The sequence below is a fragment of the Clostridium sp. DL1XJH146 genome (assembly GCF_054819755.1).
Map to the genome: position 1 here is coordinate 14,328 of NZ_JBTVVN010000039.1, position 15,324 is coordinate 29,651.

At 29.8% G+C, this 15,324-nt stretch carries 12 protein-coding genes and 1 pseudogene; 11 read left to right on the plus strand and 2 right to left on the minus strand.

Going from position 1 to position 15,324, the window contains the following annotated elements; translation table 11 throughout:
- Nucleotides 1–173 precede the first annotated feature (173 nt).
- Nucleotides 174–1,004, minus strand: a complete 831-nt coding sequence (locus ACVHXK_RS15265) for a helix-turn-helix domain-containing protein (protein WP_461207274.1) — start codon at nt 1,002–1,004, stop codon at nt 174–176.
- Between the two features lie 150 nt (nt 1,005–1,154).
- On the opposite strand from ACVHXK_RS15265, the gene ACVHXK_RS15270 reads away from it, so the two are divergent.
- From ACVHXK_RS15270 to ACVHXK_RS15295, 6 genes are all read left to right on the plus strand, one after another.
- The gene (locus ACVHXK_RS15270; protein WP_461207275.1) at nt 1,155–2,489 is read left to right on the plus strand and encodes an oxidoreductase; all 1,335 of its coding nucleotides are present in this window, start codon (nt 1,155–1,157) and stop codon (nt 2,487–2,489) included.
- 29 nt (nt 2,490–2,518) lie between these two features.
- Entirely contained in the window at nt 2,519–3,274 is a 756-nt protein-coding gene (locus ACVHXK_RS15275) for a 3-ketoacyl-ACP reductase (protein WP_461207276.1), read from the plus strand.
- 1 nt (nt 3,275) lies between these two features.
- Nucleotides 3,276–5,276, plus strand: a complete 2,001-nt coding sequence (locus ACVHXK_RS15280; RefSeq protein ID WP_461207277.1) for an oxidoreductase — start codon at nt 3,276–3,278, stop codon at nt 5,274–5,276.
- A gap of 11 nt (nt 5,277–5,287) precedes the next feature.
- Nucleotides 5,288–6,334, plus strand: a complete 1,047-nt coding sequence (locus tag ACVHXK_RS15285) for a TRAP transporter substrate-binding protein (protein ID WP_461207278.1) — start codon at nt 5,288–5,290, stop codon at nt 6,332–6,334.
- A gap of 117 nt (nt 6,335–6,451) precedes the next feature.
- Nucleotides 6,452–6,952, plus strand: a complete 501-nt coding sequence (locus tag ACVHXK_RS15290) for a TRAP transporter small permease (protein WP_461207279.1) — start codon at nt 6,452–6,454, stop codon at nt 6,950–6,952.
- A gap of 1 nt (nt 6,953) precedes the next feature.
- Complete coding sequence (locus ACVHXK_RS15295) at nt 6,954–8,207, plus strand: TRAP transporter large permease (RefSeq protein ID WP_461207280.1); 1,254 nt, start codon at nt 6,954–6,956, stop codon at nt 8,205–8,207.
- Between the two features lie 99 nt (nt 8,208–8,306).
- Here the strand turns inward: ACVHXK_RS15295 and ACVHXK_RS15300 are convergent, their stop codons facing one another.
- Nucleotides 8,307–10,466 carry a sensor domain-containing diguanylate cyclase gene (locus tag ACVHXK_RS15300; protein ID WP_461207281.1) on the minus strand — a complete coding sequence of 720 codons (2,160 nt, stop codon included), beginning with the start codon at nt 10,464–10,466 and terminating at the stop codon, nt 8,307–8,309.
- Between the two features lie 361 nt (nt 10,467–10,827).
- Between ACVHXK_RS15300 and lexA the strand changes: the two genes are divergently transcribed.
- The 5 genes and pseudogenes from lexA to ACVHXK_RS15325 form a co-directional block, all read left to right on the plus strand.
- Complete coding sequence (lexA, locus tag ACVHXK_RS15305) at nt 10,828–13,284, plus strand: transcriptional repressor LexA (RefSeq protein ID WP_461207282.1); 2,457 nt, start codon at nt 10,828–10,830, stop codon at nt 13,282–13,284.
- Between the two features lie 120 nt (nt 13,285–13,404).
- Nucleotides 13,405–14,145: a CRISPR-associated endoribonuclease Cas6 gene (cas6, locus tag ACVHXK_RS15310; RefSeq protein ID WP_461207283.1), complete on the plus strand. Its 741-nt coding sequence runs from the start codon at nt 13,405–13,407 to the stop codon at nt 14,143–14,145.
- A gap of 554 nt (nt 14,146–14,699) precedes the next feature.
- Nucleotides 14,700–14,849 (plus strand): hypothetical protein, encoded by a 150-nt coding sequence (locus ACVHXK_RS15315; RefSeq protein WP_461207284.1) that lies wholly within the window; start codon nt 14,700–14,702, stop codon nt 14,847–14,849.
- Between the two features lie 70 nt (nt 14,850–14,919).
- Nucleotides 14,920–15,051 (plus strand): hypothetical protein, encoded by a 132-nt coding sequence (locus ACVHXK_RS15320; protein WP_461207285.1) that lies wholly within the window; start codon nt 14,920–14,922, stop codon nt 15,049–15,051.
- A pseudogene (locus ACVHXK_RS15325) lies at nt 15,032–15,324 on the plus strand (RNA-guided endonuclease TnpB family protein); the annotation flags it as partial. The gene ACVHXK_RS15320 and the pseudogene ACVHXK_RS15325, both read left to right, overlap by 20 nt.

Here is a 15,324-nt window from a genome sequence, read left to right on the forward strand (position 1 = left end):
TCTAGCTAGAATTTTTTGATAATTTAGGACAGTTGTTATTTTGGGAAGAAACAGATAAATTTAATAGGTTAGTTGAGTGAATAAAGAATAAAATATTAGTATTATAAGAGGCAGTAACTAGGTTTGTATAAATATCAACCTAGTTACTGCCTTATTATTTATATTTGGTAAAGTTAATTTTCAGGGTGCATCTGAAAACTGTTTCTAAATTTGAGAGGGGGAATACCCTCAAGTTTTTTGAAGGTTCTAATAAAATTATTTACATTATTAAAACCAGATTGAGTAGCTACTGTCGTAATATTATCTTTTGTGTAATACAGTAGATTTTTTGCAAAAGAGATTCTCTTAAGAATAATATATTGTTTTATACTGTAGCCAGTTACTTCTTTGAAAATATGGGACAAATAGTATAGGTCTAGATGGAATTCAGATGAGATATCATTTAAAGAAATATCATAAGTGAAGTTTTTATCTATAAAATTTTGTATTTCAAAAACATTATTAACTGTGTTGGTTGTAGTTGAAATTGGGAAAGAATTCTTATAATTTCTATATAAATATACAAATAAAGAAGCAATATTAGAGGATATATTAAGTTCCCAATAAGTATCTTTGTTAATATAATCATCATAGCATACTTTACATATAGATTTCACAAAATCTATATGCTCATGATGTAATTTGAATCCATAATTAAAGGATTTTGGCCTATTCTTAAAGACAGAACGCAGTGGTGGCTCAACAAGTGTAGTATCTAAAAATTCCGAGCCTAAAATAAAAGCATATCTTATGTAAGGGGTTACAATAGGAGCCATTTCATGCCTTTCTAAATTGTTTATAAATATAAGACTATTTTCTTCAAATTCAATAACATGACCCCCAACAACAAATTTTGCACTTCCTGCTTCTATAAAAATCATTTCATATCCATCATGAAAATGGTCCTTAAGAGTAGTCATATCAGTTATTAAGGAGTAGTTTATCTTTATTTTTTTGTTTGTCATAAATTTATCATACACCAACTTTAGTCAATTTTTAAGCAATATATATATATATTAAAATCTATAAATAAATTATACTAATTTTAGTAAGCTAAATCAATACAAAGACATTATTAGTGCTAATATGGGTCATTTGTTATTTAAGGAGAATTTATGGAATACAAAAAATTTAAGTATAAATCACTAGATGACTTGGAAAAAGAAATAAAAGATTTAGGTCTTGATATTAAGATATCCCAGAATATGAATGTTTTTAAAGAAAAGGTTTCCATTGGAAACGTAGAAATACCCAATTCTTTAGCTATTCACCCTATGGAAGGTGGAGATTCTAATGAAGACGGTAGTCCTTCTAGCTGGACTTATAGAAAATATGAAAGAATGGCTAGAGGTGGTGCGGGTCTTATATGGATTGAGGCAGTAAGTGTGGTAGAAGAAGGCCGCTCGAACATGAAGCAATTAATTATAACTGAAGAAAATCTACATAAATTTAAAGAATTAAGTGATTTGATAAAGAAAAGTGCAAAAGAAGAATATGGTGAAGATTTTGTTCCTATGGTTATTGTTCAGTTAAACCACTCAGGAAGATATAGCAAACCATATGGAGCTAGAAAACCAATAATTGCAACTAATAATCCTACTCTCAATGAATCTATAGGTATTGCTAAAGATTATCCGTTAGTTACAGATGAGTATTTAGAAGCTTTAGAAGATGAGTATGTAAAGGCTGCTATACTGTGTAAAAAAGCAGGTTTTAGTGGAGTAGATGTTAAAGCATGCCATGGTTATCTTCTATCAGAATTACTTTCAGGATATACTAGAGAAGGTAAATATGGTGGTAGTTATGAGAATAGAACAAGGTTTATGCTTAATGTTATTGATAAAATTAATAGTGAAATTCAAGATGATAAATTTGTAGTTGCATCAAGGTTAAATTTATATGATGGTATGGCATACCCATATGGATGGGGTGTTGATAAAGAAAATAGCGATAAAATGGACTTAACAGAACCTATTAAACTTATCAAGCAATTAGTATCAAAAAATGTTAGATTAATAGATGTTACCATGGGAAATCCTTACTTTAAGCCTCATATTAATAGACCTTATGATAAAGGAAATTATTATCCTAATGAATCACCACTTGAAGGCACTTCACGTCTGATTTGTGGTGCAAAAGAAGTACAAAAGGAAGTCCCTGAGTCTGTAATTGTAGGTGTTGGATATAGTTGGTTTAGACAATATGCACCTTACATAGGGGCAGGAAGTTTGAAAAATGGTTTCTGCAAGCTAGTTGGATTTGGGAGAGAGTCTATAGCTTATCCTGATTTTGCAAGAGATATATTAGAAAATGGCGAGTTTGACAGGAAAAAAGTTTGTATAACTTGTAGTAAATGTACAGATTTAAAGAGTGCTGTTGGAACCTGTGGATGTGTAATTAGAGATTCTGAATTATATGTACCGTTATATAAAGAAGTTTTTAATAAATAAATTTTAGTGTAGTAAGGAAGGTTATTTGTATGAAAAGAACAGCAATAGTAACTGGTGGGTCTAGAGGTATTGGACTTGGAATAGCAAAAGAGCTAGCAAATGATGGATACAATTTAGCTATTGTTGGCTTTAGAAAAGAATCTGATGTATTGAATAAATTTAAAGATTATCCCATTGAAACAATTTATATAGGTGGAGATATAAGCAAAGAGGAAGACAGAGAAAAAATTGTTAGCGAAACAATAGAGAAATTTGGAAGAATAGATGTTCTTGTAAATAATGCAGGTGTAGCACCTAGAGAAAGACTTGATTTACTAGAGATTAAAGAAGAAAGTTTAGATTATGTTATGGGTATCAATCTCAAGGGGACTTTTTTATTAACACAAAAGGTTACTAAGATAATGATGGCTCAAGATAATTTAGAGTTTATGCCAAGGATTATTAATGTTTCCTCTGTTTCTTCTTATGCATCATCGATAAACAGAGGAGAATATTGTATTTCAAAGGCCGCTATAAGTATGGTAACTAAACTATTTGCAGATAGACTTGCAGATGAAAACATTAGAGTGTTTGAGGTTAGGCCTGGAATTATAAAAACAGATATGACTGAAAAAGTGTCTGCTAAGTATGATTCACTTATAAGTGATGGTATTACACCTATTAAAAGATGGGGATACCCAGAAGATGTGGGTGGAGTAGTTTCACTACTATGTTCTCCTAAGATGAACTTTTCAACAGGAGACGTAATAAATGTAGATGGAGGGTTCCATATAAGGAGGCTATAATATGACATTGGAGTATTTATCGATTGAAGATATTAAGATTTCAGTATATAGTTTAAATACTGTCATTGTTGGGTCAGGTGCAGCTGGCTTTAATGCTGCAGATGTTCTCTATGACTCAGGACAACATGATATTGCTATTGTAACAGAAGGATTAAAAATGGGTACTTCAAGAAATACAGGTTCGGATAAGCAAACCTATTATAAACTGTCAACGTCAGGTAGCGACAATGATAGTGTGTTTGATATGGCAAAGACCCTGTATAACGGCGGTTCTATGCACGGAGACATAGCATTAGTCGAAGCTGCAATATCTTCAAGAGCATTTTATAAGCTTGTTGGTATCGGTGTTCCTTTTCCTTATGATAGATATGGACAATTTATAGGATATAAAACGGATCATGACCCTTACAAAAGAGCAAGTTCAGCTGGTCCACTTACATCTAAATTTATGACAGAAAAATTAGAAAAAAGTGTTTTCAATAAAGATATCAAGATTTTTGATGGATATCAAATCATTTCAATTTTAACAGACAATAAAAGAGGAAAGACTGTTGGATTACTAGCTATAAATTTAAATGACATAAATGAAGAAAATTACGGATTAACACTTTTAAATTGTAAGAATATTATTTATGGCACAGGGGGACCTGCTTCAATTTATTATAATAGGGTGTATCCTCTAAGTCATACTGGTTCTACTGGAATTGCATTAGAAGCAGGGGTTAAGGGTGTCAATCTTACAGAATCTCAATATGGATTAGGTTCATTAAGTTTTAGATGGAATGTATCAGGTACTTATCAACAGGTATTGCCAAGATATATATCTACAGATGAGAATCTTTGCGATGAGAGAGAATTTTTGCTTGATAGCTTTGATGACTTAGGGAAGATTTTAGATGATATTTTCCTAAAAGGTTATCAATGGCCATTTGACCCGAGGAAAATTGATGGTTTTGGATCTTCAATAATTGATATTTTAGTTTATGTAGAAACTCAAATAAAAGGTAGAAGAGTATTTATGGATTTTACAAAAAATCCATACTGCGGAAGAGAAGATAATGAATTAGATTTTTCATTACTTGGAAAAACTAGTTATGAATATCTTGAAAAATCTGGTGTCCTCTTCGGCAAACCTATAGATAGGTTATATAAAATGAATCCTCTTGCCATTGAGTTATATAAGAATAATGGAATAGATATAACTAAAGAGTATTTAGAAGTAGATGTCTGTGCCCAACACTGTAATGGTGGACTTAGCGGAAATATTTGGTATGAAAGTAATTTGAAAAACTTCTTTCCTATAGGAGAGGTTAATGGTACATTTGGAGTTTATAGACCTGGAGGTAGTGCGCTAAATTCAACCCAAGTAGGTGGAATTAGAGCAGCACAGTATATAAGCAAAAAATATAGTAGCAAACCTTTAGACTTAGAGGAATTCCAAAATATCATAGCAGACCAAGTAGGAAAAAGGATTGAATTAATAAAAAAAGCGAATTTAGATTGTAGCAAAGAATCCAATGTAGCTAAACTAAGACAGCAATATCAGAAGAGAATGACTAAAGCTGGTGCTTTTATAAGAAAGTATAGTCAGGTTGTTGAGGCAAAAGAGCAAACAGCAATAAGTTTAGAGAACATGCTAAATGATACAAATTTAAGCAGTATTTATGAACTACCACATTTCTTCAAAAACTATGATATCCTTATTTGTCAGTATGCATTTTTCAGTGCAATAGAAGAGTATATAAAAAACAATGGACAAAGTAGAGGGTCATATATTGTGGAAAATTTAAATGGTTCAAAATCAATGGATATAGGCAAGGAAGAGTTTAGGTATAGTATAGATAAAGATTTATCTTCAAAGTTATGTGAGACTTTGATTGATATAGATAATTTAGTAATAAAAACAAGGCATCAGTGGGTTGATGTAAGGCCAATACCACAGAGTGATAATTGGTTTGAATCAGCTTGGCAAGAGTTTAGAGAAAATAAAATATTTTATTAGGGGGAAGAAAAATGATGAATTTAAAGAAAAAAGGAAAAGTAAGATTATTGGTAGGAGCTTTATTGTTAGTTTTAAATGTAGGGTTACTAGCAGGGTGTGGAAACACTAATAATGCTGGCAATAACACAGGAAATGATGATGCACAAGAAACATATACATTAAAATTTGCACATGTTGTTAATGCAAATACGCCAAAAGGTGTTGCTGCAAACCGTTTTAAAGAAATCGTTGAAGAAAAATCAGAAGGAAGACTTTTAATTGATGTTTATCCAGATTCACAGCTTGGTAATGACCAAGAAATTAATGAGCAAATATTAGCTGGAACAATTGATATGAATGCTCCATTTTTCCCAACACTAACTTCATTTATTGAAGAATTTGAGTTATTTGATTTACCTTACCTTTTTGAAAACAATGATGATGCTTACGCTGCTCTAGAGGGTGAGCTTGGAGACAAATTTAATGAGTACTTAGATGAAATAGGATTTAGAGGTTTAGGATATTGGACTGGTGGATTTAAAGAATTAACAAACTCAATTAAACCAATAAAAACAACTGAAGATTTAGATGGATTAAAAATGAGAGTTTCTCAAAGTGCTATGCTTGTTTCTCAATATAGAATATTAAATGCAGGAGGAATATCTGTTCCATTTGCAGAATTGTATACAGCACTTCAAACACATACAGTTGATGGACAAGAAAACTCTTTAGCAAACATCGCTTCTAAAAAATTCTACGAAGTTCAAGATTATTTAACTATTAGTGATCATGGTTTTATGGGATATGCATTCTTGATAAACAAAGAGAAATTTAATAGTTTACCAGAAGACCTTCAAACAATTATTGATGAAGCTGCATTAGAAGTTGGTAAAGAGCAGTGGGAAATGACTGCAGAAAAAGAAGTTGAATATTTAGAAGAGATAAAAGCAGCAGGTGTTCAAGTTGATGAATTCTCAGAAGATGAAAAAGCAAACTTCTTAGAAATAACAGGAAGTGTATATGATGAATTTAAAGAATTAGAAAATGGTGCAGAATTACTTGAAGTACTTGGTAAATAGATTTAAAAAATTTAAAAGTTAATGAATATGATAACTTCAGGTGGAGAATACTCTGCCTGAAGTGTTATTAAAAATCAAAAAAAGTTAAGAAAAAAAGAATTTGAAAGTAGGAATAGTATGAAAAAAATTATGATGGTTCTTAATCACATAGAAGAAATAATTGCTTCAGCCCTTTTGATAATAACATCATTTCTTGTTTTTATTCAGGCAATTTTAAGATATCAATTTAACTATTCTTTATTTTGGTCTGAAGAAATATCAAGAATGATGATTGTTTGGTTTATCTTCCTAGGTAGTAGTATTGCAGTAAGAGAAAAAGCGCATGTAAATATGGATGCATTGCCTAATATAGCTACTCCGTTTTTCAAACATGTGTTAGAGCTTATGGTAACAGCTGTATGTATAATATTTACAGGGGCTATTGCTTATGCTGGAATTAATATGGTTAATAGTGCCTTAAATTTACATTCTACTGCTACAGGTACAGGAATGCCACTAGTGATACCATATATGGCTATTCCTGTTGGATTAGGACTAATGCTAATTAGGTATATCATTCAAGGCAGAAACCAAATTGTTTCATTCATCAGTTATTTAAATGAAGGAGGAGACAAATAAGATGTTAACTATATTTTTTATTTTATTTTTAATTATAGGAGTTCCTATTGCTATAACAATTGGTCTTGCTACACTTATAGTAATGATAAAGAGTGGTATGCCTATTGAAATAGCAGCGCAAAGAATATATGGTGGTGTAGACTCATTTAGTCTTATGGCTATTCCATTTTTTGTTTTTGCAGGTGATTTGATGCTTGTAGGTGGAACCTCACGTAGACTTATTAATTTTGCTAATAAAATAGTAGGATCTATAACAGGGGGAATACCGATAACAGCGGTTATATCTTCAATGTTTTTCGCAGCGCTATCAGGTTCAAGCCCAGCTACTGTTGCTGCTGTAGGTGGAGTTATGATACCTAGTTTGGAAGAGGCTAAATATTCAAAGAAATTTTCTGTTGGTTTAATATGTGCAGCGGGTTCTCTTGGAATTATAATACCACCTAGTATAACGATGCTTACTTATGGTGTTGTTGCGGAATTATCTATTAGTGATTTATTTTTAGCAGCATTGGTACCAGGTATATTTATAGGATTAGTTCTAATACTAACAAGTTACATAGTTGCAAAAAAACAAAATTATAAACCAGAACCAAGAGCACCATTTAAAGAAGTTGCTAAGGCTGGTAAAGAAGCTATATGGAGCATACTTATGCCTGTTATTGTTCTTGGAGGAATATATTCAGGGGTAGCGACTCCTACAGAGGCAGCGGCTGTTGCAATTGTATATAGTTTATTTATTAGTATCGTAATTCATAAGGAACTTAAGATAAAAGATTTAATGAGTGTTGCAAAAAAATCAGTAGTAGTTTCATCTATGATAATGTTTGTTATTGCCACTTCAAAATTATTTAGTTGGTATTTAACAATTCAACAAGTACCTACTAAATTGGCAGGAACAATACTTCAAGTTGTAGATTCACCTATACTAATAATATTGGCTATAAATGTAGTATTGCTTATAGTTGGAATGATAATGGATACAAGTGCGGCAGTTTTAATATTAACTCCACTATTCTTACCTATTGTAATGCAAATTGGAATGGATCCAATTCACTTTGGTGTAATAATGATTGTTAACTTAGCTATAGGAATGTTGACACCGCCGTTTGGATTAAATTTATTTGTTGCAGCGGGTATTACCAATATGTCAATGACGGATGTTATTAAAGGCTCATTACCGTTTATATTAGTATTACTTTTAACATTAGTAGTTATAATAGCTTTCCCACAATTATCGCTTTTTTTACTTAGTTAAATAGAGAAAGTGTAGTTTACAATAAAATATCTTCCAAGAATGGATAAATAGTATATCCTATAGGAATATTGTAAGCTACACAAAATAACATAAAGTAAGTTATTTGGTTAAAACACTATTAAAGGAAGAAACTCCATTTCTTCCTTGATTTTTAGCACAATAAAGGGCGGAATCAGCCTGGCTTATGAAAGCGTTTATTTTATCGTCATCATTAGGTATTATGTTTGTTACACCAAGTGTTATGGTGACACGGCTAGCTACATTTGAAAATGAATGCGATAAATTTTTAGTTAAAACATTCTGCCTTAATTCTTCGCAAAAATCAATAGCAATATTCAATTCTGTAGAGGGCAGTATTACAGCAAACTCGTCGCCACCATATCTTGCAACAAAATAATCTTTTTTTAAGGAATCCTTAAGTATTTTTGCAATAGTTTTGAGGCATTTATCACCTTGAACATGACCATAGTTGTCATTGTATTCTTTGAAAGAATCTACATCAATAAGAATCAAAGATAATGATTTCTTGTTTTTAAGATGATAATTCCACTGTGTATCTAAGAATTTATCAAAACTACCTCTATTATGTATCAGTGTCAAGGCATCATTTTTAGATAAAAAATTTAATGCTTCATTAGCAATAAGTAATCTAGTTTCAGCTTTTTTCCTAGTCTTTATTTCCTCCCTAAGTTCCCTTGATTTTATTGAATTGTTAAGGGCTATTGAGGCATAAGAAGCAAGTGTCTCAATTGACTCTACAGAAAATTCGTTAAAAGCATTTTGGTCATGACTTTGAACGGATAAAACTCCTATAAGAGTATCATTTACCATTAGAGGTGAATAAATAATAGAATTTATACTACTATTCCTTCCATAGGAAATATCATTATTAGATATATATTTAAAATAATCTTTATTAAAATCATTAATTAGTACGAAGGCTTTATTTCGAAGACAGTAGGCAGCTAGACTATTTTTGTCATTAATATATTTCGGTTCAATATATTCTCTAACACCATCTTCAATAAAGTAAGTATAGCTAAGAATTCCTTTATCTTCATCATAAAGGCCTATACCAAAAGTATCAGCTTTAACGTATTTACCTACGGTTTCAATTAATAATTCTATGAGTTTATTGAGATCAAGAGTAGCTGTTATTCTCTTTCCAAGGTTATTTAAATGATTCATCCTATCCATAGTGTTTTGGAGTTTAACTTTTTCCTGCTTTGTTTCTTCAAGAATATTTTGTATCTCTATGCTAGTGCTTCTCTGGCTCACTGACTCAGCTTTATGTTTTTCAGTATATTTGTTATAAAGTTTTAGATAATAATAACTCTTCTCGTATTCACCTGTTTTTTCATAAGCAGCTGCAATTAGGTTGCAAATTTCATCCATATAAGTAGTAAAATTATTGTCTTTATAGGTTTTTAAGGCATCCTTCAAAATCTCTATACCTTCATGATAACTTTTATTTTCAATGGTAAATAGGTAATAATCTTTTGTAATCATAATTTTTGAATAACAATTAATATATTTATTTGCAAGTGCAAGTGCTCTCTTGAATTTTTTATCGGCATCCTGAAGGTTGTTAGTTTTCCAACTGATAAGAGCAAGCAGATTAAAAGACTCTGCAAAAACAGTATAGTATCCAAATTTATTAAGTAACTTCAAGGCTTTGATTATACAATTATAAGCAGTATCATAGTCGCCGTCTAAATAATTACAGTAGGCTAAATTAATATACGAACTACCCTTACAGCCTTTAAAATCAATTTGGGAATCAATTGCAATGCTCTTTTGGTAATAATCTAAAGCAATTTTTTCACATTTTAATTCTCTGAAAATTTCTCCGATATTATTGTAAGCAATGGCAATCAAATTGGTTAGGGAGTTCTCTTTGGCAATTTTCAATGTATTATTATAATTTTCTAAGGCTTTTTCAAAGTTGGATATCTCAAATAGAGCGTTTGCTAGAGAATTATAAGAAGCCGCAAGAATATCCATATTATTCATTTTCTCAGCTATTTCAATTGAAGAGAGGATAAGTTTTATTCCATCTTGATAATTAGCAGAAAAAGACATAATTTCTCCTTGGAATAATTTTGAATAAGCCATGCCATAGTCATAATCAATAGCATTACTTAAAGAATAGGCTTCCTCACATTGTGATAGCGTTTCCCCAAAATTAGAGAATCTATTTTGTTTTATAGTTTTTAATAATTCGTCAACTTTTTCTTTAGAATTTATATAATTAATCATAATTGAGACCCTCTTTTGCAATAATTATATGTATAAAAGTATTAATATAAGAAAAAAAGTATATGTACTTTCATTATACCAATATATGTAGAGCTTTTCAATTTAAAGGAAAATAAGTTTATTAAAATTTAAAATATAGTTTAAATTATGATTTAAGTGTTTTTAATAAATGATATAGATTCAGGGTATGAGGTTTTGAATAATGGTGAGATTATTGACAGTGGGTTACTAAAAATCAAAATTTATTAGTATTACATAATAAAAATACATATAGTCTAGTATTGCAATAAAAAAGTATAATTGCAATTATTATGTTATAATGTGATATACGGAAAATTATACATATAATGGAGATGATGTCGTGAATTTAAATGTTGAGCAAAAGAAGATAATTCAAGGTAAACCTACAGGACACGCTCTTATAAGAGGGGTAGCAGGTTCAGGGAAGACTACTGTTGCAGTACATAAAATACCGTTTTTGATTGATAATTATTGTTTTGATAAAGATGATAAAATACTAATGGTTACCTACAATAAAACCCTTGTAAAATACATAAAACATATTTATGAAAAGGTAGATAAAGATACCCAGTTATCCTTTGATAGTATTGTAAATAACAAAGAAAAAGTAAATATAAATAATATAGATAGAATTAGCTATAGCTTTTTTGCTAAATATTTAAGAGATAATAATATTAATATGCAGCTTACAACATTTTATAAAATTATCGACAATGTATTGTATAGATCAATTTCTAGTCTTAGAAAAAAATATCCTAATGAAGAGATACTGGATATCAAAAATACTAAGTTTCTAAAAACAGAAATAGCATGGATAAAAGCTTGTAATTATATGGAGCTTGAAGAATATCAAAATGCAGATAGAGTAGGTAGAAGTAGCAATATCAATGTGAAGGATAGTCCTAAGCTCTTAAGGAAGAACTCTACAAAGAGAAGAGCAATATATGAGCTTATGGTTTTATATAGAGAAAATCTTATGAAAAGTGGATATTGTGATTTTGGAGATGTTTCACTTTTTGCACTGAAATATCTTAAGGATAATAAACACGAAGAATATACCCATATTATCATAGATGAGAGCCAAGATCTATCAAAAGTCCAATTAGAAATCCTAAAAGAATTATATAAAAACAAACAACACTCAAGTATACTATTTGTTGCAGATATTGCGCAAAATATATATCCAAATAGCTGGCTAGTAAAAGGAAGAAGTTTTGCATCTATAGGATTTGATATGAAAGGTAAAAGTAATTCACTTTCCAAAAATTATAGGACAACAAAACAAGTGGCAGAATGTGCTTATAGTCTTGTTGAAAAAGATAATAATATAGTATCAGATGAGAATTATGTAAAGCCTGCTTTTGTTGATAGACAAGGGAGTTATCCTATTTATAAAAGATTTATTTCTGACGAGAAACAAGGGGAATTTATCATAAATGAAGTAATTAATCTAAGAGGAAAATATCCACTAAAAGATATAGCTATAGTTGCTAAAAACAAAAACATATTACTATATATGCAAGATAAACTGAATAATAAAGCTATTTCATCGTCTCTTATAAATAATAAAGATGGCAATTTTGAAGAACAATCAATTAAATTGGTTACTTTACATTCAGTTAAAGGTTTAGAATTTAAAGTAGTTTTTATTGCGAGCATAAATGAAAAAGTCATTCCTTATTTGGATGGAGTAATGGAAGAAGATAGAGATTATTCTGAAAGCATAGAAAGGAAATTACTCTATGTAGGAATGACTAGAGCTAATGATTTATTGTATTTATCTAGTAGTGCTACTCCTTCTTTGTTTATAGAAGAAATAAATTCGGATTATCTAAAAATGAGTAGAAACAATGAATTCAGTATTTATAAGAATATTAATATAGATGATTATCAATTTAAGGATAGAATTCAAGATATTTATGGTAGAGAAGAAAAGGTAAGACAATGGGTAATAAATCAATTGATAAATAGATACAAATATCCTCTAGAATTGATCGATATAGAGTATAGAGTTAATAGTTTTTCAAAAGTTGGATATGTGGATATAGTGGTAAATATATATAAAAACAATAATAAAACACCATTTATATTTATCGAGACAAAGCAGCTCTATGCAGGGGTAGAAGATGCTATTTCACAACTTAAAAGCTATTTAAGTGCGGATTTGCAATGTCAATATGGAATAGCAACAGATGGAAATGAACTTACAATTTTAAGTAGAGATTATAAAAGAATCGATGATATACCTTGTTTTGATAATAAAATGATGCCTAGTTCACTAGATTTTTATAAATATATAGACCTTAAACATAACAAGGTAGTAGAAATAATTAAAGACTCTACAATTCCAGATGAACTTAGAGTAGTTGAATCAGGAGAGGGAGAGGAATATAGCAAGAATGATATAAAAACACTGCCTATATTCTCAGAAATTGCAGCAGGTAATCCTATAATGATGAATGATAGATTAGAAGATGGATTTACTCTACCAAGTAGCTGGTTTACTGCTAATAATGATTACTATATATTGAAAGTGAAAGGCGATAGTATGATCGATGTAAACATTGATAATGGTGATTATGTTGTACTAAAACATCAAAACACAGCAATAAACGGAGATATTGTTGCAGCTGATATTGATGGTGAAAAAGCAACCTTAAAAACCTACGTTACAATGGGAGAAAACATACTATTGATGCCTCAAAATCCTAATTATGAACCAATAATGTTGAATAGAGAAGAAGCTAGGATAATGGGGATTGTTGAGGGGATAGTTAAGAAAGAAAGTGAGAAATAAAATGGGCGTTGTATGTGAGTTTACATTAAAATATTTTGACATTTTGTAGCATAATATAAATTAGTAAATTACCCCAATAATGGATAATCAATTGTAATAGAGTACGTAAAGGAGAATAATATGAGGATTTCCGTGAAGTTTAGTTCTGAAAATAATATAATTTTACCCAAAAATCATAATCACATAATACAAGCAACTATTTTGAATTATCTAAGTAATAAGGAATATCAAACATTTATTCACGATGAAGGATTTAAAAGAGAGAAGAGAAATTTTAAATTGTATACTTTCTCAAGACCACAAGGTAATTTTTCAATAAATAAAGATAATAATACTATTGATTTTAAAAAAGAATTGGAACTTATTATATCTTCTGTTGATGATAATCTAATTAAATACTTTATTAATGAATCAATTAGCAATGAAGTTATTAGACTAGGCAGAAATAATGTTTATATTGAAGAAATTAAAGTTATAAATAAGAGATATGAGCCTGGAGATAAGTTTTATACAAAATCAGCTATAACAATCTATAGTACATTTCAAAATGAGGAAAGAAAAAAAACTTACTATTATAGTCCCTATGAAAGTGAATTTGAAGAATTAATAAGAAATAATCTTATAAAAAAATATATATCTTATTATGGCAAGGAACCACAAAGCAAAGAATTTACTATAAAAATTGCAAGTGGAAAGAAACCACGTGAAATGTGGCTAGTTTATAAAGGTTTTAAAATCAAAGGTTGGCATGGTGAATTTATTTTAGATGGGTCAAAAGAGCTTTTAAAAATAGCATATGATACAGGTCTTGGAGCTAAGAATTCTCAGGGGTTTGGATGTGTTGAGATTTGTGATAAATAAAGTTGTATTATTAAGTTAAAATTGCAGGATGAATATAATATAAATAAAGTTTAAAGATGAAGGGGCTGTCTCAGAATAAATTCTGAGATACCCCTTTTGTTTGTAAAATATATATTAGAAGGTGAAGGAAAACTTACTTTTAAAAATAGTTTACATATTGAGGGATATATGGAAGGGTATTAATAGAAATCAATAATAGTAATGTTAATAAGTCTTTTGGTTCAAAGGCTAGAGATATTGTAAAGGATAAGACGCAGAGGTTATTAGATGATGCAGTTAAGAAAGTAAATGGGAATAGTACATTAGATGGGTTGTTAGATGATGCTACAGTTTTAGGTTTCGCATTTAGTCAGGTTAAGAGTGATATATATAGAGGGTGGAGAGTTAGTGAGAATTTATATATTGGAAATTAATTTTTAACTGGATTATGAACAATTGTTTGCATATTTTTTTTAGTTAGGTTAATAATAAGAATACGTTAGCAAATTTTGTTATTTTGATAAGCTTAACTTCAAAGATTTATAATGCTATAATATAAAAAAGATGGTGAAGTTGTGAATTATAGAAAGCACAATGAGCACGATTTAGGCTACAAAAGTATTTTTACACATAAAGAAACTTTTGTAGAATTTCTAAGGGATTTTGTTAAAAAAGATTGGGCAAAATACATAAGAGCAGAAGATTTAGTACTTATTGACAAATAATTCATATTGGAAGATTTTAAAGAATAAGAAGCTGACATTATTTGAAACTTAGGAGTTGGAGGTTGGTGATATGGTTAGTAATTTAGGGAAAAAATTAGAAGAAGAATTTAAGAATCGAGAAGAAAAGGGAGTTAAAGAAGGTATGTTATCAAGCTTAATCCAAGATGTTCAGATCAAAGATAAGAAAGAAAAAAGGAAGTAACAACAGATATAAAACTAGATTAAAAGTTGCCAAACTTCATGAAAAAATAACTAATCAAAGAAAAGATTTTTTGCAAAAGTTATCTACTAAGCTAATTAGAGAAAACCAATCTATAGCTATAGAAGACTTGAAAGTAAAGAATATGATGAAAAATAGCAATTTAGCAAAGGCAATAAGTGAAGTATCATGATTTGAATTCAGAAGAATGTTAGAATATAAAGCCCAGTGGTATGGAAGAACAATAGTAGTTGCGCCATCTGATTATGCAAGTAG

Coding starts and splice junctions, on each gene's coding strand:
- ACVHXK_RS15280 (WP_461207277.1), top strand. CDS start 3,276: ATGACATTGGAGTATTTATCGATTGAAGATATTAAGATTTCAGTATAT.
- ACVHXK_RS15290 (WP_461207279.1), top strand. CDS start 6,452: ATGAAAAAAATTATGATGGTTCTTAATCACATAGAAGAAATAATTGCT.
- ACVHXK_RS15270 (WP_461207275.1), top strand. CDS start 1,155: ATGGAATACAAAAAATTTAAGTATAAATCACTAGATGACTTGGAAAAA.
- ACVHXK_RS15275 (WP_461207276.1), top strand. CDS start 2,519: ATGAAAAGAACAGCAATAGTAACTGGTGGGTCTAGAGGTATTGGACTT.
- ACVHXK_RS15265 (WP_461207274.1), bottom strand. CDS start 1,004: ATGACAAACAAAAAAATAAAGATAAACTACTCCTTAATAACTGATATG.
- ACVHXK_RS15285 (WP_461207278.1), top strand. CDS start 5,288: ATGATGAATTTAAAGAAAAAAGGAAAAGTAAGATTATTGGTAGGAGCT.
- ACVHXK_RS15300 (WP_461207281.1), bottom strand. CDS start 10,466: ATGATTAATTATATAAATTCTAAAGAAAAAGTTGACGAATTATTAAAA.
- ACVHXK_RS15320 (WP_461207285.1), top strand. CDS start 14,920: ATGGTTAGTAATTTAGGGAAAAAATTAGAAGAAGAATTTAAGAATCGA.
- cas6 (WP_461207283.1), top strand. CDS start 13,405: ATGAGGATTTCCGTGAAGTTTAGTTCTGAAAATAATATAATTTTACCC.
- ACVHXK_RS15295 (WP_461207280.1), top strand. CDS start 6,954: ATGTTAACTATATTTTTTATTTTATTTTTAATTATAGGAGTTCCTATT.